This is a genomic window from Roseateles flavus, assembly GCF_039872765.1.
Lineage (GTDB): Bacteria > Pseudomonadota > Gammaproteobacteria > Burkholderiales > Burkholderiaceae_C > Roseateles_B > Roseateles_B flavus.
Genome location: NZ_JBDPZC010000006.1, coordinates 255109 through 280325, shown reverse-complemented (window position 1 = coordinate 280325; position 25217 = coordinate 255109). Strand labels below are relative to the sequence as shown.

17 protein-coding genes are annotated in these 25217 nt (G+C 70.1%); 8 read left to right on the top strand and 9 right to left on the bottom strand.

Annotated elements, in window-relative coordinates; genetic code table 11:
* Positions 1–11: 11 nt before the first annotated feature.
* Genes ABDJ40_RS14550 through ABDJ40_RS14540 form a run of 3 tightly spaced genes read right to left on the bottom strand, consistent with a single transcriptional unit; the run spans position 12 to position 4547 of the window.
* Complete coding sequence (locus ABDJ40_RS14550) at positions 12–845, bottom strand: thymidylate synthase (RefSeq protein WP_347610872.1); 834 nt, start codon at positions 843–845, stop codon at positions 12–14.
* A gap of 57 nt (positions 846–902) precedes the next feature.
* Positions 903–2663 carry a mechanosensitive ion channel family protein gene (locus ABDJ40_RS14545; RefSeq protein ID WP_347610870.1) on the bottom strand — a complete coding sequence of 587 codons (1761 nt, stop codon included), beginning with the start codon at positions 2661–2663 and terminating at the stop codon, positions 903–905.
* Positions 2664–2714: 51 nt separating this feature from the next.
* A complete protein-coding gene (locus tag ABDJ40_RS14540; protein ID WP_347610868.1) occupies positions 2715–4547 on the bottom strand; it encodes an ABC transporter transmembrane domain-containing protein in 1833 nt (610 codons plus the stop codon).
* A gap of 154 nt (positions 4548–4701) precedes the next feature.
* Here ABDJ40_RS14540 and ABDJ40_RS14535 point away from each other — a divergent pair, with 154 nt between their 5' ends.
* The 4 genes from ABDJ40_RS14535 to ABDJ40_RS14520 all read left to right on the top strand — a co-directional run bounded on the left by ABDJ40_RS14535 (position 4702) and on the right by ABDJ40_RS14520 (position 9563).
* Positions 4702–5199, top strand: coding sequence for a MarR family winged helix-turn-helix transcriptional regulator (locus ABDJ40_RS14535; RefSeq protein WP_347610866.1), 498 nt, complete (start codon positions 4702–4704; stop codon positions 5197–5199).
* A 5-nt stretch (positions 5200–5204) separates the two neighbouring features.
* Positions 5205–6632 carry an efflux transporter outer membrane subunit gene (locus tag ABDJ40_RS14530; protein WP_347610864.1) on the top strand — a complete coding sequence of 476 codons (1428 nt, stop codon included), beginning with the start codon at positions 5205–5207 and terminating at the stop codon, positions 6630–6632.
* A gap of 67 nt (positions 6633–6699) precedes the next feature.
* The gene (locus ABDJ40_RS14525) at positions 6700–7998 is read left to right on the top strand and encodes an HlyD family secretion protein (RefSeq protein ID WP_347610862.1); all 1299 of its coding nucleotides are present in this window, start codon (positions 6700–6702) and stop codon (positions 7996–7998) included.
* A gap of 2 nt (positions 7999–8000) precedes the next feature.
* On the top strand, positions 8001–9563 hold the full coding sequence (locus ABDJ40_RS14520; protein ID WP_347610860.1) for a DHA2 family efflux MFS transporter permease subunit: 1563 nt from the start codon (positions 8001–8003) through the stop codon (positions 9561–9563).
* 30 nt (positions 9564–9593) lie between these two features.
* Here ABDJ40_RS14520 and ABDJ40_RS14515 read toward each other — a convergent pair whose 3' ends face one another.
* From ABDJ40_RS14515 to ABDJ40_RS14505, 3 genes are all read right to left on the bottom strand, one after another.
* The gene (locus tag ABDJ40_RS14515; RefSeq protein ID WP_347610858.1) at positions 9594–9836 is read right to left on the bottom strand and encodes a type II toxin-antitoxin system antitoxin; all 243 of its coding nucleotides are present in this window, start codon (positions 9834–9836) and stop codon (positions 9594–9596) included.
* Between the two features lie 7 nt (positions 9837–9843).
* Entirely contained in the window at positions 9844–10737 is an 894-nt protein-coding gene (locus ABDJ40_RS14510; protein WP_347610856.1) for an SPFH domain-containing protein, read from the bottom strand.
* Positions 10738–10824: 87 nt separating this feature from the next.
* Positions 10825–12960 carry an acetyl-CoA hydrolase/transferase C-terminal domain-containing protein gene (locus tag ABDJ40_RS14505; RefSeq protein ID WP_347610854.1) on the bottom strand — a complete coding sequence of 712 codons (2136 nt, stop codon included), beginning with the start codon at positions 12958–12960 and terminating at the stop codon, positions 10825–10827.
* 215 nt (positions 12961–13175) lie between these two features.
* Here ABDJ40_RS14505 and ABDJ40_RS14500 point away from each other — a divergent pair, with 215 nt between their 5' ends.
* Positions 13176–13994: a GGDEF domain-containing protein gene (locus ABDJ40_RS14500; RefSeq protein WP_347610852.1), complete on the top strand. Its 819-nt coding sequence runs from the start codon at positions 13176–13178 to the stop codon at positions 13992–13994.
* A 21-nt stretch (positions 13995–14015) separates the two neighbouring features.
* On the opposite strand, the gene miaA is transcribed toward ABDJ40_RS14500, so the two are convergent.
* The 3 genes from miaA to mutL form a co-directional block, all read right to left on the bottom strand.
* On the bottom strand, positions 14016–14942 hold the full coding sequence (gene miaA / locus ABDJ40_RS14495; protein ID WP_347610850.1) for a tRNA (adenosine(37)-N6)-dimethylallyltransferase MiaA: 927 nt from the start codon (positions 14940–14942) through the stop codon (positions 14016–14018).
* Between the two features lie 11 nt (positions 14943–14953).
* Entirely contained in the window at positions 14954–16681 is a 1728-nt protein-coding gene (locus ABDJ40_RS14490) for a pseudouridine synthase (RefSeq protein ID WP_347610848.1), read from the bottom strand.
* 74 nt (positions 16682–16755) lie between these two features.
* A complete protein-coding gene (gene mutL / locus ABDJ40_RS14485) occupies positions 16756–18675 on the bottom strand; it encodes a DNA mismatch repair endonuclease MutL (protein ID WP_347610846.1) in 1920 nt (639 codons plus the stop codon).
* A 61-nt stretch (positions 18676–18736) separates the two neighbouring features.
* Between mutL and ABDJ40_RS14480 the strand changes: the two genes are divergently transcribed.
* The 3 genes from ABDJ40_RS14480 (at position 18737) to ABDJ40_RS14470 (ending at position 25190) form a co-directional block, all read left to right on the top strand.
* Positions 18737–19381 (top strand): DedA family protein, encoded by a 645-nt coding sequence (locus tag ABDJ40_RS14480; RefSeq protein WP_269633071.1) that lies wholly within the window; start codon positions 18737–18739, stop codon positions 19379–19381.
* Positions 19382–19492: 111 nt separating this feature from the next.
* Positions 19493–22834: a S41 family peptidase gene (locus ABDJ40_RS14475; RefSeq protein ID WP_347610843.1), complete on the top strand. Its 3342-nt coding sequence runs from the start codon at positions 19493–19495 to the stop codon at positions 22832–22834.
* Positions 22835–23012: 178 nt separating this feature from the next.
* Positions 23013–25190, top strand: a complete 2178-nt coding sequence (locus tag ABDJ40_RS14470; protein ID WP_347610841.1) for a prolyl oligopeptidase family serine peptidase — start codon at positions 23013–23015, stop codon at positions 25188–25190.
* Positions 25191–25217 lie beyond the last annotated feature (27 nt).

The window sequence follows — 25217 nt, the reverse complement described above, 5'->3', positions numbered from 1 at the left end:
CGCCCCGGACCTCAGACCGCCACGGGCGCCTTGATGGCGGCGTGGTGCTGGTAGTCCCGCACCTCGAAGTCGTCGAGCTGGTAGCCGAACAGGCTGTCGGGCTTGCGACGGATGTGCAGGGTGGGGTAGGGGAAGGGCGCGCGGCCGAGCTGGGTCTGCACCTGCTCGAAATGGTTGCTGTAGATGTGGCAGTCGCCGCCAGTCCAGATGAAGTCGCCCAGGTCCAGGTCACACTGCTGGGCCACCATGTGGGTCAGCAGGGCGTAGCTGGCGATGTTGAAAGGGACGCCCAGGAAGATGTCCGCGCTGCGCTGGTAGAGCTGGCAGGAGAGCCTGCCGCGGCCGCCGGGCTCGGTGGCGGGGGCCACGTAGAACTGGAAGAAGGCGTGGCAGGGCATCAGGGCCATCTTTGAGAGATCGGCCACGTTCCAGGCGCTGACGATGAGGCGGCGCGAGTCCGGATTGCTGCGCAGCTGCTGCAGCACCTCGCTGATCTGGTCGATGTGGCCGCCGTCCGGTGTGGGCCAGGAGCGCCATTGCACGCCGTAGACCGGACCGAGGTCGCCGTCCTCGCGGGCCCACTCATCCCAGATGGTGCAGCCGCGCTCCTGCAGCCATTGCACATTGGAATCGCCGCGCAGGAACCACAGCAGTTCCAGGATGATGGACTTGAGGTGCACCTTCTTCGTGGTCACCAGCGGGAACCCCTCGTTGAGGTCGAAGCGCATCTGGTGGCCGAAGAGCGAGCGCGTGCCGGTGCCCGTGCGGTCGCCCTTGCTCACGCCCTGTTCAAAGACAAGGCGCATGAAATTTTCGTACTGGCTTCGAACGGGGCGGGTGGTCACGGCAGGGGTCCGGGCAGCGTCAGGGCAGCGGATGAGCAGCGGATGAGGCAGCGTAGTTTATGCGAGCCGCTGTTCGCCTGCCGGGGCCTGTGCCGCCGGTCCTCCCTGCGCAGGTTCGGGGTGCCAGTGGGCGGGCGGAACCACCTTGGCCGCGTCAGGATCGCCCAGGTAGTGCGGGGACATGATCTGCACGCCGAACTCATTGAAGACGTCCTGGATCTCCGCGTGAAGCAGGCTCAGCACCTGGGCCCGCGGGCCCGGCTCCGTGGGCTGGGCCTGCACCACCAGGCGGTACTCGACGTAGAAGTCCGACAGCGCGGTCTGGAACACGCGCGGCGCGGGATCCTGGAGGATGCCAGGCGTGCGGGCTGCCGCGAGCTTGAGCATGGCCTCGACCTGGCGCCAGGCGGTGTCATAGCCGATGGTCACGGTGGTGTCCAGCGCAAAGCCTGCACCGCCGCCGGTGCGGGAGTAGTTGCGCGTGACGCTGCCGGCGATCAGGGCGTTGGGCAGCGTGAGCTCGTCGCCCTGGCCGGTGCGGATGCGGGTGGCGAAGGTGCCCAGCTCGGTGACGGTGCCTTCATGCTCGCCGATGCGCACGTACTCGCCGATGCGCAGCGTGCGCGTGTACATGAGGATCAGTCCCGCGGCGGCCTGGCCCACCACGCTGGAGGCGCCCAGCGAAGCCATCAGGCCGATGAGCACGGACAGGCCCTTGAAGGCCTCGGTCTGCGCGCCGGGGAGGTAGGGGTAGGCCATGGCCACGGCGAAGGCCCAGATGCCCAGCCGCATCAGGCGGCGGGTGGGGCGGGCGGTGTCGGCGTCCAGCCAGCCCAGGTCGACGGCGCCGGATTCGGCTCTCTCGAAGAAGGGGTCCAGGGCGGTGCTCAGGAAATGCGCGAGCACAAAGATCAGCACGGCCACCAGCAGCTGGGGCAGGGCACTGGCCGCACCGATGAGCACGCCGCCCAGGGCGTCGCGCAGCGCGGCATGCAGCTGCTCGCCCCACACCCGTGTGTAGGGGAACTGGCGAAGGGCCCAGCCCAGCCACTCGTACACCAGCAGCAGCCACAGGCCGGCATGCAGCAGGCGCACGACCAGTCGCACGCCGTCGCCCAGGCGGTCCAGGCTCAGCAGCGTGACCCCGCTGACCTGCAGCTTGCGGGCCTGCGCGCCGGCCCCGCGCGCGAGCAGGCGCAGGCTGATCCGCGACATTCTGCGCAGGGCCCAGAGCAGCGGCAGCAGCAGGCCCAGCGAGCCCAGCACCCACAGCGCCGAGAGCCCCAGGCGCTGCCAGCTGTGGGCCTCCTGGTGCTCGGCGAGGGCCCGCTGCAGCTGGGCCTTGGCATCCTGGGCGCGCTGGTCCAGGTCTTGCTCCGTGGGGGTGGCCAGGCCCAGGTCGGCCGGCATGAGGGTGCCGATCAGCTGCCCGTTCACCAGCAGGGCCCGGCCGTCGGTGGCGGGGCGCAGCGTCACTTGATAGTCGGGCGCCCGCGTCTCCAGCACACCCTGCAGCTGGGCCTGCGCGCGCCGCTGCCGGTCGGCCGGGCTCAGGCCCAGCGAGCCGGCGCGGAACACGAGGATCTCTCGCCCCGCCAGTTGCAGCCGGGGCTCGGCGAGGGCGGGCCCTGACGCAGGGATACCTGCCGGGAGCGTTGCAGTCGCAGCCGAGGACGGCGCCGCCGCCGGCGTCTGCGCGAGACCGGCCAGGGGCAGCGCCATCAGCAGGGCCGCCAGCAGCAGGAGCAGGCCGTGAGCGAGGCGGTCGAGCAGCGTCGGGAAGGGGGGGAGGCGCGCGGGCAGGCAGGTCCGTGTCATGGGCGGTCCGGGTGAGCAGGGCGGGCCCAACTCTACCCGCCGGGAGCCGCCTCAGGTGCCGGTCTGGAACTGCAGCGCCGCCAGCCGCGCGTAGATGCCGCCGCGCTCCACCAGCTCGGCATGCGTGCCCTGCTCGACGATCTGCCCGTGGTCCAGCACCAGGATGCGGTCAGCCCGCTGCACGGTGGCCAGGCGGTGGGCGATGACCAGGGTGCTGCGCTGGCGCATGGCGGCCTCCAGCGCGGCCTGCACCACGCGCTCGCTTTCGGCGTCCAGGGCGCTGGTGGCCTCGTCCAGCAGCAGCAGGGGCGGGTTCTTCAGGATGGCCCGCGCAATGCTGATGCGCTGGCGCTGCCCGCCCGAGAGTCGGACGCCGCGCTCGCCCAGGAAAGTGTCGTAACCCTGGGGCAGGGCGCTGATGAAGTCGTGCGCGAAGGCCGCCCGGGCGGCGGCGATGACTTCCTCGTCCGTGGCGTCCGGCCGGCCGTAGCGGATGTTCTCCAGGGCATTGGTGGAGAAGATGACGCTGTCCTGGGGCACCAGGCCCACCCGCTGGCGCAGGGCCTGCAGGGGCAGTTGCGTGATGGGCACGCCATCGAGCTCGATCCGGCCCTGCTGCGCGTCGTAGAAGCGCTGCAGCAGCTGCAGCACGGTGCTCTTGCCCGCGCCGCTGGCGCCGACGAGGGCGACGGTCTCGCCGGGTGCGAGGCGCAGGCTCAGGCCCTGCAGGGCGGGCCTGTCCGGGCGAGAGGGGTAGTGGAAATGCACGTCCTCCAGCACCAGGGTGGCGCCGGCGCGGGCCGGCGGCAGGGCCAGTGCTCGGGGCGGGTCCTGAATGGGGGACTGGGCCGCCAGCAGCTCGCTGAGGCGCTCCATGGCGCCGGCCGCGCGCAGCACGTCGCCCCAGACCTCGGCCAGCACCGCCACGCTGGAGACCAGCAAGGTGACGTAGACCAGGGTCTGGCCCAGCAGGCCGGCGCTCATGCGGCCCTCGATGACGGCCTCCGTGCCGCGGTAGAGGCCGAAGAGCATGGCCCCGAAGGTGGCGGTGATCAGGAAGGCCACGAGGCCGGCGCGCACCTTCATGCGCTTGCGGGCGGTGTCGAAGGCGGCCTCGCTGGCCTGCTCGAAGCGCTGGCCTTCGCGGGCTTCCTGCGTATAGCTCTGCACCACGGTGACGGCATTGATCACCTCGGCGGCGATGGCGCTGGTGTCCGCCACGCGGTCCTGGCTGGCGCGGCTGAGCTTGCGCACCCGGCGCCCCAGCAGCACCGCGGGCAGCACGACGAGCGTCAGCAGGCCCAGCACCGGCAGCATCAGTCCGGGATTGCTCCAGACCAGCATCAGCAGGGCGCCGATGCCCATCACCACATTGCGCAGGCCCATGGAGAAGCTGGAGCCCACGACGGTCTGCACCACCGTCGTGTCCGTGGTGAGCCGGCTCAGCACCTCGCCGGTCTGGGTGGTCTCGAAGAAGGCGGGGCTCTGCTTCAGCACATGGCGGTAGACCGCGTTGCGCAGGTCCGCGGTGACCCGCTCGCCCAGCCAGGTCACGCTGTAGAAGCGTGCTGCGGAGAACACCGCCAGGGCAATGCCCACGCCGAACAAGGCCCCGAAATGGCCGCGCAAGGCCATCACGCGCTGGCTGGGGTCGCTGGACACCAGGCCCTGGTCGATCAGCTGCTTCAGGGCGACGGGAAAGAGCAGGGTGCTGACGGCTGCCAGGAGCAGGAAGAGCCCGGCGAGTACCACGCGCCCCCGGTAGGGCCGCAGGAAGGGCCAGAGGGCGGCCAGGGCCTGGGGCGGGCCCTTGGCCTGGTCGGCGCCAGGGGCGCTGCGCTGGGCGGGGGCGGGTGAGGCGATGGCTTGGGCGGTGTCCGGCATGGGATGGGCGTGCGGCAGGGGTGGCAGGCATCTGGGGACAGGTCCGCTCTTTGCAAGCAGATCTGTGCGCGATGCGGCAATTGGAACGGGAATTACGAAATCCCCGTCTTTCACAAGGATACTTGCCTGAGCAATAATTGCCTAGGCAATTGATATGAAGCAACCTACTCCACTCCCTCCGCCGGCCGCCTTCTACAGCGCCGACACCTACCGCAGCCAGGACAGCATCGGCTGGCTGATGCACCGCATCAAGCAGTCCATCGTCCACCTGGCCGACAAGCGCCTGTGCCAACACGGCCTCACCCACGCGCAGTGGGCGCCCATGCTGAAGCTGCGCTTGCATGGTCCGCACTCCACCGTGCAGCTCGGCAAGGAGCTGGACATGGACGCCGGCGCCCTGAGCCGTCTGCTGGACCGCCTGGAAGCGAAGGGCCTGGTGCAGCGCGAACGCTCCAGCACGGACCGCCGCGTGGTCCAGGTCTCGCTCAGCGAGGAAGGCCAGCGCGTGACGGCCGAGCTGCCGGCCGTGCTGTCCGAAGTCTTCAACGCCCACCTGGCCGGCTTTACCGAGGCCGAGTGGCGCACCCTGATCGAACTGCTGCAGCGCCTGATGGCCAATGGCGAAGCGCTGCGCGAGGCAAGCAAGGAATGAACCCGATGTACCCACACCCCCGCCTGGGCGCGCTGCGCCTGTCTGCACTGCCAGCGCTGATGCTGGTCCTGGGCCTGATGACGGCCTGTGCGCCCGTGCCGCCTCAGCCGGCCGTGCCCGAGCGTCTGAAGGGCGAGGCGCTGGGTCTGCAGGCCGGTGGCGCGGTGGCTGACGCCGCCTGGTGGCGCGCCTGGGGCGACGAGCGCCTCAACGCCCTCATGGACAAGGCCCTGCGCGATGCCCCCAGCCTGGCCCTGGCCCGTGCCCGCATCGCCAAGGCTGGCGCCGCGGTGGACAACGCCGCCGCGGCCGACAAGCCCATCATCGGCGTGGGTCTGGACGTCGAGCGCCAGCGCTTCAGCGAGCACGGCATGTACCCGCCGCCCCTGGCCGGTCACGTCTACAACACCGCGACCCTGCAGGCGGGCATCAGCTATGACTGGGACTTCTTCGGCCGCCACCAGGCCGCGCTGCAGGCCAGCCTCGGCCAGCAGCGCGCCCTGCAGGCCGAGGGCGAGGCCGCCCGGCTGAACATCGCCAGCGCCGTGCTGCGCGCCTGGCTGGGCCTGGCTCGCAGCGTGAGCCAGGAGCAGCTGCTGCAGCAGCAGATCGTGCTGCGCCAGCAGGCGCTGGAGCTGGTCCGCCAGCGCCGCGCCGCCGGCCTGGACACCGACATCGAACTGCGCGGCGCCGAGGCCCCCCTGGCCGAGCTGCAGCGCCAGCTCCTGGTCCTGCAGCAGCAGGCCCAGGGCTACCGCGTGCAGCTGGCGGCCCTCAGCGTGCAGCCGCTGGAAGCGCTGGCCGACTGGCAGCCGGCGGTGCCGGCCACAGTCGCCCCGGCCGCCGTACCCAGCCTGGACCTGCTGGCCTCGCGGCCTGACGTGCGCGCGGCCCTGGCGCGCGTCGAGGCCGCCGGCTACGAGATCACCGCGGCCCGTGGCCGCTTCTATCCGGACCTGACGCTCAATGCCTTCGCCGGCTTCAGCAGCATCGGCCTGGACAAGCTGCTGGAGAGCGGCAGCCACCAGCTGGGCTTCGGGCCCTCGCTGCGCCTGCCCCTGTTCGATACCGGCCGCCTGCGCGCCGGTTTCAAGTCCGCCGTGGCCGAGCAGGAGGCCGCGGTGGCTGCCTACAACGCTGCCGTGCTCGAAGGCGTGCGCGACGCCCGCGAGCAGTGGGAAGCGCTGCGCTCCCTGCAGGCCCAGCAGTCGCCCCAGGAGGCCCTGCTGCGCAGCAATGAGCAGCAGCTGCGCCTGGCTCAGGAGCGCCAGGCCGCCGGGCTGGGCAACCGCCTGCCGGTGATCCAGGCGCAGCAGACGCTGATCCAGCAGCAGCGCCAGTCCCTGGACCTGCGCGCCCAGCAGCTCGACAGCCGCGTGCAGCTGATGCGCGCCCTGGGCGGCGAAGCCCTCCGCACTGAGCCCCGCGCCTGATCACACGCCCGAGTATTCCAGCGGCGCCGCCGAGCGGGCCGCACCCCAACATCAAGAACAGCACACCATGAGTCAAGACAACAGCAGCAGCCCCGCCACCGCTCCGGCGAAGAACGGCAACCCCCAGCGCAAGAAGGGCCTGACCACCGTGGCCGTCGCCCTCATCCTGGGCTTTGGCGCCTACAGCGCCTACGAGTGGCTCGTCGGCCGCCATTTCGAGAAGACGGACAACGCCTACGTGCAGGCCAATGTCGTGCAGATCACGCCTCTGGTGAGCGGCACCGTGCGCGCCATCCATGTGGACGACACCGACGCCGTCAAGGCCGGCCAGAAGCTGGTGAGCCTGGACCCCGTCGATGCCCGCATGGCCCTGGACCAGGCCCAGGCCCAGCTGGGCCAGACGGTGCGCGAGGTCCGCACCCTCTTCGCCAACAACGCCACCTTGCAGGCCCAGGTCCGCAGCCGTGAGGCCGACCTGCTGCGCGCCCGCAGCGAGGCGGCCCGCCTGAAGGACGACGTCGGCCGCCGCGAGCCCCTGGTGGCCACCGGCGCCGTCGGCAAGGAGGAGCTGGAGCATGCCCGCGCCCAGCTCAAGACCGCGCAGGCTGCCGTCGCGGCCGCCGAAGCCGCGGCCGAGGCGGCCCGCGAGCAGCTGGCCTCCAGCCAGTCGCTGACCGATGGCACCAGCGTCGAGCAGCACCCCAATGTGCAGCGCGCCGCCGCCCGCGTGCGCGAGACCTTCCTGGCCGTGCAGCGCAACGAGCTCGTTGCTCCGGTCGACGGCTGGGTGGCTCGCCGCAGCGTGCAGCTGGGCCAGCGCGTGGCCGCCGGCACGCCCCTGATGAGCGTGGTGGGCCTGCAGCAGGCCTGGGTCGACGCCAACTTCAAGGAAGGCCAGCTGGCCCGCCTGCGCATCGGCCAGCCGGTGACCCTGGTGGCCGATGTGTACGGCGACAAGGCCGAGTTCCACGGCAAGGTCGTGGGCCTGGGCGCAGGCACCGGCGCGGCCTTTGCCGTGCTGCCGGCCCAGAACGCCACGGGCAACTGGATCAAGGTCGTGCAGCGTGTGCCGGTGCGCATCGCCCTGGACGCCAAGGAGCTGGCTGAGCATCCGCTGCGCGTGGGCCTGTCCATGAACGTGGCCGTCGACGTGAAGGACCAGTCGGGCAAGCCGCTGTCCGAGACCGTTGCCGCCGGCAGCGCCACCGCCACCAAGGTCTTCGAGGACCAGGACCGCGCGGCTGACGCCGAGGTCCAGCGCATCATCCAGTCCAACCTGGGCCGCGCGGCCAAGCCCGTGGCCAACGCGCCCAAGGCCGTGGCCAAGGCCCATCGCAACACCGACGCCCTGCACGGAAAGGCCTGAGCATGAGCGCCCCCGCTGCTGCCGTGGCGCCACCGCCGCCGCTCAAGGGCTCCGACCTGGTGATGGGCACCATTGCCCTGTCACTGGCGACCTTCATGAACGTGCTGGACTCGTCCATCGCCAACGTGTCACTGCCAGCCATCGCCGGTGACCTGGGCGTGAGCCCGGTGCAGGGCACCTGGGTGATCACGAGCTTCGGCGTGGCCAATGCCATCTCCGTGCCGCTGACCGGCTGGCTGACCCAGCGCTTCGGCGCAGTGCGCCTGTTCACCACCAGCGTGCTGCTCTTCGTGCTGGCCTCCTGGCTGTGCGGCTTCGCGCATTCGCTGGAGATGCTGGTGGCCTGCCGCGTGCTGCAGGGCCTGGTGGCGGGGCCGATGATCCCGCTGTCGCAGACCCTGCTGCTGTCCAGCTATCCGCCGGCCAAGGCCGGCACGGCCCTCGCGCTGTGGGGGGTGACGACGCTGGTCGCGCCCGTGGTCGGGCCCTTGCTGGGCGGCTGGATCACGGACAACGTCTCCTGGCCCTGGATCTTCTATATCAACGTTCCCGTGGGCCTGCTGGCCGCAGGCATGACCTGGAGCATCTACCGCTCGCGCGAAACGCAGATCAAGAAGCTGCCGATCGACGGCGTGGGCCTGGCCCTGCTGGTGCTGTGGGTGGGCGCGCTGCAGGTCATGCTGGACAAGGGCAAGGAGCTGGACTGGTTCGCCAGCCCCGAGATCTGCATCCTGGGCCTGACGGCGCTGATCGGCTTCGCCTTCTTCCTGGTGTGGGAGCTGACGGACGAGCACCCGGTGGTGGACCTGCGCCTCTTCGCGCGGCGCAACTTCCTCTTCGGTGCGGCCACGCTGTCCATCGCCTACGGCCTCTTCTTCGGCAATGTGGTGCTGCTGCCGCTGTGGCTGCAGCAGTGGATGGGCTACACGGCCACCGATGCCGGCATGGCGCTGGCCCCGGTGGGCCTGCTGGCCATCCTGCTGTCGCCGGTGGTGGGGCGCAATGTGGCCCGGGTGGACCCGCGCTGGATGGCCAGCTTCGCCTTCGTGATGTTCGCCATCGTGCTGAAGATGCGCGGCAACTTCACCACGCAGACGGACTTCGCCACCATCATGATTCCGACGATCCTGCAGGGCGCGGCGCTGGCCTTCTTCTTCATTCCGCTGACCACGCTGACGCTGTCGGGCATCACGCCGGACCGCATCGCGGCGGCGGCGGGGCTGTCGAACTTCGTGCGGATCACGGCGGGCGCCATGGGCACCTCGATCTCGACCACGCTGTGGGAGAACCGCGCCGCGCTGCACCACCACCACCTGGCCGAGCGCCTGGCGCAGGGCGATGCGGTGACCACCGAGACCCTGCGCCAGCTGCAGGCCGGCGGCATGAGCCAGGAGCAGTCCCTGGCCTGGCTCAACCGCATGGTGGACCAGCAGGCCTTCACCCGCGCGGCGGACGACATCTTCATCGCCTCGGCCGCCATCTTCCTGGTGCTGATCGCCTCCGTGTGGCTCACCAAGAGGCCGCCGCGCCTGGCGGCACCGGTGGACGCGGGCGGCGCGCACTGAAGCCGCCGGCATGAAAAAAAGGGCGAGGCCTCAGCGGTCCTCGCCCTTTTCCGTTTCCACAGCCCCGTCGTCGCCGGACTCCCTGGGCGGGCGCCCGCGCTTCGCGGCCGGCGCGGTATCCAGGCGGATGCCGCGCCGCTGCAGGGCCTCGCGCAGCAGGTACTCGATCTGCGCATTGCTGGAGCGCAGCTCCCGCGCAGCCAGGCGTTCGATCTCGTCCCACAGCTCTGGTGGGAGACGCAGCAGGAAGCTCTTCTTGCCCGGACTGCCCATGGCTGGCTCAGTTGTAGAGCGTGCCGGTGTTGACGATGGGCTGGGTGTCCTTGTCCGAGCACAGCACGACCAGCAGGTTGGACACCATGGCGGCCTTGCGCTCGTCGTCCAGCACCACGATCTCACGCTCGGACAGGCCCTTCAGCGCCGACTCCACCATGCTCACAGCGCCATGCACGATGCGCTGGCGGGCGCTGATGATGGCCTCGGCCTGCTGGCGGCGCAGCATCACCTGGGCGATCTCGGGGGCGTAGGCCAGGTGCGTGAGCTTGGCGTCCAGCACCTCCACGCCCGCCGCGGCGAAGCGCTCCTGGAGCTCGGCCTTCATGGCCGCGGCCACTTCGTCCTGACCGGCGCGCAGCGTGGTCTCTCCCGGCTGCAGGTCCTCGCCGTCGTCATAGGCGTAGAGATTGGCCGTGTGGCGCAGAGCGGCCTCGGCCTGGATCTGCACATAGGTCTCGTAGCTGTCGACGTCGAAGAGGGCCTGGGCCGTGTCGCTCACCCGCCAGACGACGGCGGCGCTGATCTCGATGGGATTGCCGCGCTTGTCATTGACCTTCAGTGTGGGCGAGATGAGGTTGCGCGAGCGCAGCGAGATCCGCTGCTTGCCGGCGAAGGGATTGGCCCAGCGCAGGCCGGCCTCGCGGTCGGTGCCGATGTAGCGGCCGAAGAGCGTCATCACCCGCCCTTCGTTGGGCTGCTGCATGTACAAGCCCGCACCGACCAGGCCGGACAGGACCATGCTCAGCACCGCCCCGATCAGGTGGTGCGCCCCAGCGGCCATGAAGGCGGCCAGCGCCCACAGCGCCAGCATGCCCAGCAGGGCCAGGTAGCCGTTGGCGGCGCGCGCCGGGCGCTCAGTGGTGCGGGCTTGCAGCGGGATCGAAGCGACGGTGCTCATGGAGGCCCTCCGGTGAATTAATGTGATATCACTTTAATTCCAGATTTACCGTCTTGGCAAGCCCTTCCTGAGCGTCCGCCCCCGCTTTCAGAGGTTGGCGGCGAACAGGCGCTTGAGGAAGAGCTGCTTGAAGCTGTGGGCCTGGTCCAGACCCAGGCGCTCCAGGTAGGCCTCGGGCACCTCGGGCAGGCCCTGCAGGCTGCGCAGGACGAGGCTGACCAGCTCGACGGGATGCGTGCTGGCGTGCTTGAGCTTCTTCAGGGCGCGGACGATCTTGAGTTCGTCCTCCGTGAGGTCGGTGCCGAAGGGGAAGTCCGGCAGCAGACCCTCGTTGCGCCAGGGGCGCAGCAGCTCGCGCAGGGTTTCGGGGCGGTTGCAGCGCCAGGTGTCGGGCAGCTGCCAGTCCGCGGCGAGCTTGCCGTGGGCCTGGGCCTCGCGCACCAGCTCGTCCTGGAAGCGCGAGTCGGCAATGCGGATCAGGGCCTGCACGACCTCGGTGTCCGTCCTGCCGCGCAGGTCGGCCACGCCGTACTCGGTGATGACGAGGTCCCGCAGATGGCGCGGAATGGTCACGTTGCCGTAGTTCCAGACGATGGAGCTGGTGAGGCCGTGGTGGTTGTCGTGCGTGGCGCGCAGCATCAGGACGGAGCGGGCGTCCGGCAGCGCGTGGCCCATGGCCACGAAGTTGTACTGGCCGCCCACGCCCGAGACCACCTGGCCCGATTCCAGTGCGTCCGAGCCCGCCGCACCCAGCAGCGTCATCTTCATGGTGGTGTTCATGAAGCGCGCATCGCGGCGCTGCAGGCGCTTGAGGCGTTCGCTGCCCAGGGCATCGCCGTAGAGCTCGTTGATGTAGCCGATGCGGGTCATGGCGATCTGCTCGCGCAGCGGCTCGTCCAGCTCGCGCAGGGTCTGGTAGAAATCCCGCGGCCCCAGGAAGAAGCCGCCGTGCAGCAGGGCCGCCTGACGCCATCTCGGGCCCAGCACCTCGCTCCAGGCCTGCAGGGACTGGCTGCTGGCGAGCTCGGCGGGCAGGGCCCGCGCTGCGTCAAGGGTCAACGTTTCGCTCAGCAGGCCCTGGGCCTGCCAGTGATGCAGCGCGGCAGCGTCCAGGGGCAGGCGCAGGGCGCCCATCGCCTGCAGGGCGAGCAGGGTGCCGATGCTGGGCGCCTCGCTGAGCGCGCCCTCCAGCGCCAGGGTCTGCAGGGCCTCGTCCTGGTAGACGCGGCGCTTCACGATGCCCGCGCGGATCAGCTGCAGCAGGCCGTTGACGAACATCTCCGAGCAGCCATAGAGCCCCTGCTCGAAGGGCGCCAGCTCGCGTGCGGCCGTGCCCTCCAGCGTCAGCCCGGCCAGCATCTGGCGGAAGGCCTCGGGCCGTGTCTGGCGCACGATCAGGGCCTGCGCGATGGCATCGCCCAGCGAGCCGATGCCGATCTGCAGCGTGCCCCCGTCCTTGACGAGGCTGGCGGCATGCAGGCCGATGGCGTAGTCGGCCCACCCGATGGCGGCATTGGGCGGGGCGAAGAGCTGGTGGGAGGTCTCGGGCGTCTCGACCACCAGGTCCACGAGGCCCGGTGGCACTACCGCGGGGCCGGTCATGAAGGGCAGCTGGCGGTTGATCATCAGCACCGTCAGCGGCTTGCGGCCCTGGGCGGCGAGGCGCTCGATCAGGTCCAGGCTGAGGTCGGGATTGCAGGAGAGGGACAGCTGGCGCCCGTTTGCGTCCTCACGGCAGGCCACCGCCTGCAGGATGAGGTTGACGCCGTGGCTCATCATGTCCCGCACCACGAAGCTGTAGTTGGTGCAGACGAAGCCCTGCTGCGCCAGCGGGTTGCCGAGGTAGTCACCAGTCTTCAGGAAGAACTCGTGGACCTCGATGTTCAGCGGCAGGGTCTGGGCGCGGTGGTCCTTCACATAGTCCAGGTCCGGGTAGTCGGCGAAGACGCGCTCGACCAGCGGCGCGAGGAACTGCTGCTCCAGTTCGCTCTTGCCCACGGGCTTCTCGAGGGACAGGGCGGTGAAGATCTTCAGCCGGCGCTCGGGCATGCGGCTCACGCGGCGGTACAGCGTGTTGACCAGGGGATTGGGCTTGCCCAGCCCCAGCGGGATGGCCATGACGAGGTCGCCGGGCACCCGAGCGAGGATGAGGTCGACCGCCCGCTCCAGGTCCTGGATGGGGTCGGCTGTGCCTGCGTGGGGCAGGGGTGGGGTGGACGTCATGGCGGAGCTCCTCTGTTTGTCTTGAGTGTCACCTCGGCCCGGGGTGTGCGGCTTGACATTTGGCAAGCCATGACGCCGGAGACCGCATCGCGCAAGGGGGAATTGCCGAGGCCCCTTGATCGTGGTGCTTCCCGTCTGGAGGGGCGCGGAGTGTGCTGCAATATCGGCTGCAGTCGTCCCCTGCCACTTCCCGCGCTCCGCCCGCCGATCCGTTCATGTCCACGCCGTCGCCAGACCTCGAACACGATGCCCCCGCCTGGTTGCCCTGGTTCGGGCATTTCGTGACCCGCCGCGGGCTGTGGGCGGGCCTCATCCTGCTGTGCGGCACGGTCTGGCTGATGGCCCTGGGCCTGTCCCAGCTGCTGATCACGCTGATGGGGCGCGGCGACCGCCTGGTGGCCACGCTGTGCGCCTCGGCCTGTGCCCTGCTGATCACGGGGGTGTTCGGCTACCTCTTCCTGCGCCTGGTGCAGTTCCAGGACCAGACCCGGCAACGGGTGAGCCACCATGCCACGCTGGATCCGCTCACCAGCGCCTTCAACCGCCGGCATTTCCTGCAGCTGGTCGACCGCGAATGGTCGCGCGCCAAGCGCTACAACATGGACTGCGCCATGCTGCTGATGGACGTGGACCACTTCAAGCGCGTCAATGACACCCACGGCCATCTCTGCGGCGACCGCCTGCTGCGCGAGATCGCCCGCGTCAGCGGCGAGACCCTGCGCCAGGCCGATGTCCTGGCCCGCTTCGGCGGCGAGGAGTTCGCCGTCTTCCTGCCCCATACGGATCCGCTGGGCGCGCTGGACGTGGCCGAGCGCATCCGCGAGCGCGTGGAGCAGCTGGACTTCAGCTGGGAAGAGCGCGACGTGCCGGTGAGCGTCAGCCTCGGCGTGGCCTCGCTGCAGTATGAGCACCTGACCCTGGATCACCTGATCCACGACGCCGACGAAGCGCTCTACAGCGCCAAGGCCGCGGGCCGCAACTGCGTGCGCGCCAAGCTGGGCCTGCAGCCCGGTCATTCCAGCTACGCCCACTGAGCCCGGCAGCGCAGGGCCGTCTCAGGCCCCCAGCAGGCGCTGCAGCTGCGCCATGAGGTGCAGCGGCGCCTGTGGAGACTGGCAGTCCAGCACGATGCGCCGGGGCATGGAGCGCAGCCAGGTGATCTGGCGCTTGGCCAGCTGGCGGGTGGCCGCGGCGCCACGCTCCTGAAGGTCGCCGAAGCGGTCGGCATCCAGCGCCTCCCAGGTCTGGCGGTAGCCCACGCAGCGCATGGAGGGCAGGCCCAGGTGCAGGTCGCCGCGCCCGCGCAGGGCCCGCACCTCGTCCACCAGGCCCTGGTCCAGCATCTGTGCAAAGCGCTGGCCCAGGCGCTTGTGCAGCCAGGCGCGGTCCTCGGTTTCCAGGGAGATCAGCGGCCAGTCCACGCCGGGGCTGCGTTCCTGCTGGGCATGGAGCTCGGACATCGTCTGCCCGCTGAGCTGCCAGACCTCCAGGGCGCGCTGGATGCGCTGGGCGTCGTTGGGCGCGAGCCGCGCCGCAGTGGGCGGGTCGATGCGGGCCAGCTCCTCATGCAGGGCCGGCCAGCCCTGCTCGGCGGCGCGGGCGTCGATCTCGCGGCGCACGGCCTCGTCGGCCTGGGGCAGGGGCGAGAGGCCGTCGAACAGGGCCTTGAAATAGAGCATGGTGCCGCCCACCAGCAGGGGCAGGCGGCCGCGCGCGAGGATCTCGGCGGCCAGCTGCTGCGCATTGCGGGCGAACTCGGCGGCGGAGTAGGCCTCCAGCGGGTCGATGATGTCGATCAGGTGGTGCGGCACCGCCGCCATCTCGGCGGCCGAGGGCTTGGCTGTGCCGATGTCCATGCCGCGGTAGACCAGCGCCGAGTCCACGCTGATGATCTCGATGGGCAGGTACTCCGCCACCTTCAGCGCACAGGCGGTCTTGCCAGTGCCGGTGGGGCCGGCCAGGCACACAGGCTTGAACTGCATGGCCGCCCGCGTCAGAACTTTTCCCAGGGCGCCAGGAAGCGCCACTGGCCGGCGGGCAGGTGGCCCAGCGGGATGCGGCCGATGCGCACGCGCTTGAGCGCCGTCACCTTGAGGCCCACCAGCTCGCACATGCGGCGGATCTGGCGCTTGCGGCCCTCGCGCAGCACGAAGCGCAGCTGGTCCTCGTTGGCCCAGCTGACCTTGGCGGGCTTGAGCTCGACGTCGTCCAGCATCAGGCCATGGTTGAGCAGGGCCAGGCCTTGCTCGTCCAGCTGGCCGGACTCGTTCTTCACGCCATTGATGCCGACGTACTCCACGCGCACCAGGTACTCCTTCTCGATCGAGGAGTCGTCGCCGATCAGCTGCTTGGCGATGCGGCCGTCCTGGGTCAGCACCAGCAGGCCGGTGGAGTCGATGTCCAGGCGGCCCGCAGGCGCCAGGAAGCGGCTGTGGCCCACGTGGTACTTGATGCCGGCGGGGTCGTCCTTCCAGTGGGTGTCGCTCTTGATCAGCACGGAGGCGGGCTCGTAGCCGTCCTCGGCCTGGCCGGACACATAGCCGATGGGCTTGTGCAGCAGGATGGTGACCCGCTGGGCCTGCTGCTGCCGGGCGGCGGGATCGACTTCGATGCGGGCGTCGGGGCCCACGCGCTCGCCCAGGGTGGCCAGGTGGCCGTCCACCTTGACCCAGCCGGCAGCGATCCATTCATCGGCCTCGCGGCGCGAGGCCAGGCCCAGCTCGCTCATGCGCTTGGAGAGGCGCTCGCCCTCGGCGCTGTTCAGGCGTTCGGGTGCGGGCTGAGGCACGCGAGGGGCTTGCTCGGGATGCGAGCGCAGGGCGGTCTGGCGGCGCTGGTCGGGGCGGGCGGCGGTGTCACGGCCGCGGTCCGGGCCCCGGTGCTCGGGACCGTGGCCTTGCGGCTCATGCCGGCGCGCGGGACGTTGCTGGCCCCAGGACGAATCCTGCTCGGCCGGACGACGCGGGCCGCGTTCATCACGGCCGCCATGGCCGCCATGGCCACGGGGTGGCTCATGAGCTGAGCCATGCGGCCGGCGATCGTCGTGACGACCCGGGCCGTAGCCGCCGCGCGCTTCGCCATGTGCCGGTCCGCGGGGGGCGCCACGGAAGTCGCTGCGGCCCTCGCCGCGGAAGCCTTCACGGGGGTCTCCACGGTGATCTCCACGGTGATCGCCCCGGCCCGGGCCGCGATCTCCGCCTTGGAAATCGGGGCGACCAGGGCCGCGGCCTTCGCCGCGGAACTCGCCACGGCCTTCAAAGCGACCTTCATTGCGGCCCTCATTGCGACCCTCGAAGCGATGGCCGCCCCGGTGGTCACCACGGCCCTCGAAACGGCGTTCGTCGTCGCCGCCGCGCGACCAGCCGCCGGGGCGGTCGCCACGGTCAGCACGGTCACGGCCGCCGGCCGGGCCTTCGCTGCGGAAGGGCTTGCCGCCGAACTTGCCACCGGGCTTGGCGCCGAAACCAGGCTTGCCACCGGGCTTGCCGGGGCGGTCCGGGCGGGCCGGGCCACGGCCGCCGTCATGGCGTTGATCCTGGGATTCCGACGCGCGGCGGCCCTCGTAGGCGGCCTGGCGCTCGGCGCGCTCGGTCTGAGCCTGGGCGAGGGTGGGGCGGGTGCGGGAGACGCCGGTGCCGCGCAGGGGCTGGCGGCGCTCGCCGGGCTTGCCCGTCTTGGTGCTGTCACCGGCGGGCTTCTTCTTCAGGGTCAGGGTGGCCATGAACGACTTTCTATGCAAGTGCGTATTGGACCATGGACACGGCACGGATCCGGGTTTTCCTTGGGCCCGGACCCTCAGCGACCCCGCAGGAACAGGGCATCCAGCTCGCGCAGGCTCAGCTGGCGCCAGGTGGGCCGGCCGTGGTTGCACTGGTCGGCGCGCTCGGTGCGTTCCATGTCGCGCAGCAGGGCGTTCATCTCGTCCAGGGTCAGCTGGCGGTTGGCGCGCACGGCGCCGTGGCAGGCCATGGTGGCCAGGATCTCGTGCTGGGCACGCTCGATGGCATGGCTGGCGTCGAACTGAGCCAGCTCGGCCAGCACGCCGCGGGCCAGCTCGACCACGTCGCCGCCCGACAGCAGCGCCGGGCGCGAGCGCAGGGCCAGCACCTGGGAGGACAGCGGGGAGAGGTCCAGTCCCAGCTTGTGCAGCGTCTCGGCCTGCGCCTCGGCCGTGGCGATCTCGGTGGGCGTGGCGGCAAAGGTGACGGGGATCAGCAGGGGCTGGGTCTCGATGCGGGCCTCGCCCAGCGCGGTCTTGAGCCGCTCGTAGACCACGCGCTCGTGGGCGGCATGCATGTCCACGATCACCAGGCCCTGGGCGTTCTCGGCCAGCACGTAGACGCCCTGGATCTGGGCGATGGCGCGGCCCAGCGGCCAGTCGCCCTCGGGCAGCGGGGCGGGAGCCGGCAGCGGCGTCGCGGCCGGTGCGGAGGACGCCGCGGGAATGGGCCGATCCGGTGCATACAAGGCCTGGACCTCGCCCAGACCGAGACTGGACTGGGTGTTGCTGCGCCAGCTGGGCGTGCCGCTGTAGAGGCGCGGGGCTTCCGGGCGAGCTTCGGCAGACGCCAGAGCCTTGAACCAGGCCGGCGCTTGCCCCGGTGCCGGGCGCTCGCCGGGCACGGCCGCGGCAAAGGCGGCGGCGGCCTGCGGGCTGGCGAGGGCCTCGGCGGGCGCCTCACCGGCCTGGGCGCGTGAGAGGGCCAGGGCGTCCTGCACGGCGTAGCGCACCTGCTGGTGGATCTCGCGGCCGTCGCGGAAACGCACCTCGATCTTGGTGGGGTGCACGTTCACGTCCACGCGGTCCGGGGCGATGTCGATGAAGAGCACGTAGCTGGGCTGGCGGCTGCCGTGCAGCTGGTCCTCGTAGGCCGAGCGGATGCCGTGGGCGATGAGCTTGTCCCGCACATAGCGGCCGTTGACGTAGACGTACTGCATGTCCGAGCGGCTGCGGGCCGCCTCGGGCAGGCCGGCGCGGCCGTAGATGCGCAGGGGGCCGGCCTCGGCATAGACCGCGCGGCTGCTGCCGAAGAAGTCCTCGCCCAGCACGTCCAGCAGGCGCTGTTCGGCCGAGCCGGCACGCCATTGCTCCACCAGCTTGCCCTCGTGCCACACGGCAAAGCCCACGTCGGGACGGGCCAGCGCATGGCGGCGCACGGACTCCAGGCAGTGGGCAAGCTCGGTGGCATCGGTCTTCAGGAACTTGCGCCGGGCCGGGGTGCTGAAGAAGAGCTCGCGCACCTCGACGCTGGTGCCGCGCGAGCGGGCCGCGATCTTCAGCTCGCCCGAGCGCGCCTCCAGCCGGTGCGCATGCGGCGCGCCCTCGCAGCGCGTGGCGATGGCCATCTCGGCCACCGAGCTGATGGCCGCCAGGGCCTCGCCACGGAAGCCCATGGTGGCCACCGACTCCAGCTCCTCCAGCGAGCGGATCTTGCTGGTGGCGTGGCGCTTGAGTGCCAGGGGCAGCTCCTCGGGCGGAATGCCCAGGCCGTCGTCCTCCACCACGATGGCGCGCACGCCGCCGGCCATCAGCTTGACGTTGACCTGTGTGGCGCCGGCGTCCAGCGCGTTGTCCACCAGCTCGCGCACCACGGAAGCAGGGCGCTCGACGACCTCGCCCGCGGCGATCTGGCTGATCAGCTCATCGGGCAGTTCGCGGATGGCGCGGCGCGGCGCATCGGGGGCGGGCAGGGGGGAGGACGGCATCTCTGACATGGCGGCGGATTCTACGGAGCCTGGCACGCGCGGCTGCGTGGCGCCGCCATAATCGCCCGCCATGGAAATCCTTGCCCAGCTCATTGACTTCATCCTGCACGTCGATCGCTACCTGAACGACTTCGTGCTGGCCTACGGAACCTGGATCTACGCCCTGCTGTTCCTGATCATCTTCGTCGAGACGGGACTGGTGGTGATGCCCTTCCTGCCGGGGGACTCGCTGCTCTTCATCGTCGGGGCCATGTGCGGTGCCGGTCTGCTGGACCTCAAGACCTCCATGGGGATCATGGTGGTGGCCGCGGTGGCGGGCAACCAGACCAACTACACCATCGGACGCTTCTTCGGCCCCCGGGTCTTCCAGTGGGAGAACTCGCGCTTCTTCAATCGCGCGGCCTTCGACAAGGCCCATGACTTCTATGAGCGCCACGGCGGCGTGGCCCTGGTGATCGGCCGCTTCATGCCCTTTGTGCGCACCTTCGCGCCCTTCGTCGCAGGTGTGGCGCAGATGAGTCGCCGCAAGTTCACGGCCTATGACGTGGGCGGCGCGCTGTTGTGGGTCGTGGGGGTGACTTGTGTCGGCTACTTCTTCGGCAACGTACCCTGGGTGAAGCAGAACCTGGAGAAGATCATCTGGGCGATGATCGTCATCCCTGGTCTGCTGGTCATCGCGGGCGGCATCCGCAGCAAGCTGCGCAGGCCGGCCTGAGCGAGGCCTTGAGATGGATCGAAACCCGGGCACCCCCCGGGTTTCGGCTTTGAGAGTCGGCCGCCCGCCATCCAAGAGGCGGCCTCGCATGCAAGGACGGAGACAGACAAGATGAAGACCTTTGCCCTCAAGCCCCTGAACTGGGCCCTGGCCATCGCGGCCGCGCTGCTGTCCGCGCAAGGCGCAGCACAGGCCGAGACCCTGCTGCTGCGCCAGCCCAGCGTGTCCGCCGAGCGCCTCGCCTTCGTCTACGGCGGCGACATCTGGACCGCCCGGCGCGACGGCAGCGAACCGCGCCAGCTGACCAGCCAGGCCTCGGCCGAATACGCGCCCAAGTTCTCGCCGGACGGCCGCTGGATCGCCTTCACGGCCAACTATGACGGCAACCCGGACGTCTACGTGATGCCCGCCGAAGGCGGCGAGCCGCGCCGCCTGACCTGGCACCCGGGCGCTGACGTCGTCAACGGCTGGAGCCCGGACGGCAAGCGCATCCTCTTCTCCTCGGCCCGCGAGATCGCCAACAGCCGCAGCAACCAGCTCTTCGAGGTGCCCGTGGAGGGCGGCCCGGAGCGCAAGCTGATGAAGGCGGTGGCCTTCGAGGGCGCCTGGAACGCCGACGGCGAACGCCTGGCCTACCGCCCCAACCGCAAGGCCCACGAGGGCGCGGCCGGCTGGCGCCAGAGCCGCGGCGGTGCCACGCCGCCGATCTGGGTCCTCAACGTCAAGACCCAGCAGCTGGAGAAGGTGCCCCATGTGCGGGCGACGGACCACACGCCGATGTGGCACGGCGACGAGCTGGTCTTCGTCTCGGACCGCAATGATGGTGCGGCCAATCTCTACAGCTGGAACGGCAGGACCCAGCAGCTGCGCCAGCTCACCCGCAGCAAGAGCTGGGACGTTCGCAGCGCCGGCCTGCACGGCAGCACCGTGGTCTACGAGATGGGCGGCAGCCTGCACCAGCTGGACCTGAAGACGGGGCAAGACCTGACCCTGCGCATCACCCTGCCGGTGGCTGGCGCCCAGACGCGCGAGCAGTGGAAGGATGTCAGCCGCCAGATGCAGGGCGCGCAGCTCTCGCCCACGGGCAAGCGCGTGCTGGTGACGGCCCGGGGCGAAGTCTTCAGCGTGCCGGTCAAGGACGGCGTGACGCAGAACCTCACCGGCACCTCCGGCGTGCGCGAGAAGGACGCCCTGTGGCGCCCCGACGGCAAGCAGATGGCCTGGCTGCGCGATGGCGGCTTCAAGCACGAGCTGGTGCTGGCCGAGCCCACGGCCGGCGGCAAGCGCGAGGTCCATGCCCTGCCGGCCGGCTACTTCACCCTGCTGGACTGGTCACCGGACGGCAAGCGCATCGCCCTTCAGGACAACCACCTGCAGCTCTACGTCTACGAGACCGAGGCCAAGGCGCTCAAGCCCGTCGCCAAGACCCCGCGCCGCAGCCAGTTCGAGGTGAGCTTCTCGCCTGACAGCCGCTGGCTGGCCTACACCATCGTCGGCGCCAACCAGCTCAGTCAGATCCACCTGCATGATTTCCAGACCGGCCAGGAGCACATGCTCAGCGACGGCCTGGCCCATGCCGTGTGGCCGGCCTTCTCCCCCAAGGGCGACCTGCTGTACTTCGCAGCCTCGGTGAATGCCGGCCCGCGCCAGGTCGGCCTGGACATGAGCGTGGAAGACCAGCCCCTTCGCCTGGGCCTCTACGCGGCCGTGCTGTCCAGCGAAGGCCGCTCGCCGCTGTGGCCGAAGACCGCCGAGGAGGAGGGCCCCAAGACCGAGGGCAAGACCGAGGGCAAGGGCGAGGGCAAGGGCGAGGCAAAACCTGACCCCAAGGCCGATGCAAAGCCGGATGCCAAGGCCGAGGACAAGGCCAGGCCGAGTGCCAAACCCACCCGCATCGACATCGCCGGCCTGCAGCAGCGTTTCGTGCCGCTGCCGGTGCCGGAGCGCTTCTATGCCGGCCTCATGGTGGCAGCCGATGGCAGCCTCTACTACCTGGACCGCCGCCAGCAGGGCGTCACCAACGAGGGACCGGACGCCGAGTCCAGCGGACATGCGGAGCTGTTCCGCTTCGACATGGAGGAGCGCAAGCCCAAGTCCATCAAGACCGGTCTGAGCGGTGCCAGCCTGAGCGCCGACGGCAAGAAGCTGCTGCTGGAGCTGCCCAAGGGCAAGCTCGAGGTGGCTGATACCGGCGACAAGCCCGATCCCAAGGCCCTGGACCAGAGCGGCCTGCGCGCCCGCATCCAGCCGCGCGAAGAGTGGCAGCAGATCTTCAACGAGGTCTGGTGGATGGAGAAGGAGTACTTCTACGCGCCCAATCTGCATGGCCTGGACTGGGACGCCGTCTACAAGCGCTACCAGCCCCTGCTGGCCCACGTGCAGCGCCGCGAGGATCTCAACGAGATCCTGTCCGACATGATTGGCGAGCTGCAGGTGGCCCACAACAACGTGGGCGGCGGCGACACCCAGTCCGACGCCCCCGTCAGCGTGGGCCTGCTGGGGGCGGATGTGGAGCCGCACGAGGGCCGCTGGCGCCTGAGCAAGGTCTATGCGGGCGATCGCTGGAATCCCTTCCTGAAGGCGCCCCTGGCCATGCCGGGGCTCAACGTCAAGACGGGTGACTACGTGCTGGCCGTCAATGGCCAGCCGGTGACGGCCGCCCAGAACTTCTTCCGCGCCTTCGAGAACACCGCCGGCAAGCAGACCACGCTGACCCTGGCCGACAACCCGCGCGGCGAGAAGAGCCGGCAGGTGGTGGTGGAGCCCGTGGGCCGTGACGCGGCGCTGCGGCAGTGGGACTGGATCGAGTCCAACCGCGCCTACGTGGCCAGCAAGACCGGCGGCAAGGTGGGCTATATCTACCTGCCGGACACGGGCCGCAACGGCTTCGAGTACTTCAACCGCCAGTTCTTTGCCCAGTCGGACAAGGAGGCGCTGATCATCGACGACCGGCGCAATGGCGGCGGCCATGCGGCCAACTACATCCTGGACGTGCTCAAGAGGCCCTACCTTTCCGGCTGGAAGGACCGCGACGCCATGGTCTTCAACACGCCGGGCAGCGCCGTCTACGGCCCCAAGGTCATGCTGATCGACCAGGACGCCGGCTCCGGCGGCGACTACCTCCCCTGGGCCTTCCGCCGCCTGGGCCTGGGCCCGCTGATCGGCACCCGCACCTGGGGCGGGCTGATCGGCATCTCTGCCAATCCGCCGCTGATCGACAACGGCTTCCTGACCGTGCCCTTCTTCCGCTTCTTCACGCCGGACGGCGAATGGCGCATCGAGAACGAAGGCACGGTGCCGGACATGGACGTCGACCTCGACCCCATCGGCGTCAACCGCGGCCAGGACAGCCAGCTGGACGCCGGCATCGCTGAGGTCATGAAGCGCCTGGCCAGCTACAAGCCGGTGGACCTCAAGAAGGCGCCGGCCCTGCCGACCGAGCTGGGCAAGTAAGGCGGAGCCGCTCTCCCAAGTCAAACCCTGATTCCGATCGGGTATGTTGAAAATATACTGACCGCCACGTGCCGCAGTTCTGCCCATGCAGGCTGCGGCACTTTCGCATCCGCACCGACACGATTGCACACGCCGCGGCGCTCCTGGCTGCCGCGAACGAACCTACGGGAAGCCCTCCATGCGCACAACTTCGAGCACTCTGTCCACGCCGCGCCGCCACCTGGTGCAGCTGATCGCCCTGTCCACCTTGTCCCTGGCCGCCGCGGGCGGCGCACGGGCCGCTGATCCCGCCTATCCGGCGACGCAGCAGCGCCCGGTGCAGGACCAGTTCCATGGCACGACCGTCAGCGAGGACTACCGCTGGCTGGAGGACTTCGAGAGTCCCGAGGTGAAGCGGTGGGTCGCCGCCCAGAACGCGCTGACCCGCGCCCGCCTGGATGCCATCCCGGGTCGCGAGGCCCTGGCTGCGCGGATCAAGGAGCTGGTCATGACCCGCCCGACCGGCTACGGCAGCCTGGGGCACTACGGCAAGCACTGGTTCGCGATGAAGTACGAGCCCGGCCGCCAGCAGCCGCGCATCGTGGTGATGGACAGCCCCGACAAGCCCGAGACTGTGCGCGTGGTGCTGGATCCCGTCCAGCTGGCCGCCGACGGCAGCCTGGCCATCGACTGGTTCAAGCCCTCGCCGGACGGCAAGCGCATCGCTGTCTCGCTGAGCGAGAAGGGCAGCGAGCGCGGCAGCCTGCACCTCTATGACGTAGCCAGCGGCAAGCCGGTCGATGTGGTGATCCCGCGCGTGCAGTTCCCCACCGGCGGCGGCTCGGTCAGCTGGCAGGCCGACGGCAAGGGCCTGCTCTACACCCGCTACCCGGCCCCCGGCGAGCGCGCCGAGTCCGATGCCATGTTCTTCCAGCAGGTCTGGAGCCACCGCCTGGGCGAGCCCCTGTCCAAGGACCGCCTGGTGCTGGGTGAGGGGCTGCCGCGCATTGCCGAGACCTTCCTGGCCAGCGGCCCCAAGGGCCTGCAGATTGCCCAGGTGCTCAATGGCGACGGCGGCGAGGAGGCCTTCTGGCTGCAGCCGCAAGGCGGGCGCTGGCAGCAGCTCTCCGGCTTCCAGGACGGTGTGAAGGGCCTGCAGGCCGCCGCGGATGGCTGGCTCTACCTGCTCTCCACCAAGGGCGCGCCCAAGGGTCAGGTCTTGCGCCTGAAGCTGGGCCAGCCGCTGTCCAAGGCCGAGGTGCTGGTGCCCGAGGCCGAAGGCACGCTGACCCAGTTCAAGCTGCTGGACGGCCAGCTCTACCTGAGCTACCTGCTGGGCGGCCCTTCCGAGCTGCGCCGCCTGGACCTCAAGACCCGCAAGAGCCAGGTCCTGCCCCTGCCGGCCATCGCCAGCGTGGATGCGCTGGTCAAGGGTGAGAAGAACGAGCTGCTGGCCTCGGTGCAGAGCTACACCCAGCCGCAGGCCTGGTACCGCGTGCACAAGGATGGGCATCTGGCTGTCACCGCGCTGGCCCAGAAGTCCAATGTGGACTTCAGTGACGTCGAAGTGCTGCGCGAGTTCGCCACCTCCAAGGATGGCACGCGCGTGCCGCTCAACATCCTGCGTCCCAAGGGTCTCAAGCTGGACGGCAGCCACCCCGTGCTGCTCTACGGCTACGGCGGCTACAGCGTCAGCCAGACGCCGGGCTTCAACGCCCTGCGCAAGGTCTGGCTGGAGCGCGGCGGCGTGATGGTGATCGCCAATCTGCGCGGCGGCGGCGAGTTCGGCGAGGCCTGGCACCTGGCGGGCAACCTGACCCGCAAGCAGAACGTCTTCGACGACTTCATCGGCGCGGCCGAGCACCTGATCGCCCGCGGCTACACCAAGCCCGAGCGCCTGGCCATCCAGGGCGGCAGCAATGGCGGCCTGCTGATGGGCGCGGCGCTCACCCAGCGTCCGGAGCTGTTCCGCGCCGTGCATGCCTCGGTGGGCATCTACGACATGCTGCGGGTGGAGCTGGACGCCAACGGCGCCTTCAACATCACCGAGTTCGGTACCGTCAAGGATGAGGCGCAGTTCCGCGCGTTGCTGGGCTATTCGCCCCTGCACAAGGTCAAGGACGGCACGCGCTACCCGGCCGTGCTCTTCACCACCGGCGACCACGACGGCCGCGTGAACCCCATGCAGTCCCGCAAGATGGTGGCCCGCCTGCAGGCGGCGCAGTCCGCTTCCATGGCCGAGCGTCCTGTCCTGCTGCGCACCAGCGCCAACGCCGGTCACGGCATGGGCTCCTCGACCAGCGAGGTGATCGCCGAGCGCACCGACAGCTACAGCTTCCTGATGGACCAGCTGGGCATGCCGCTGCAAAAGCCCTGAGGACCGGACGACCTGAGGGCCGGGTCC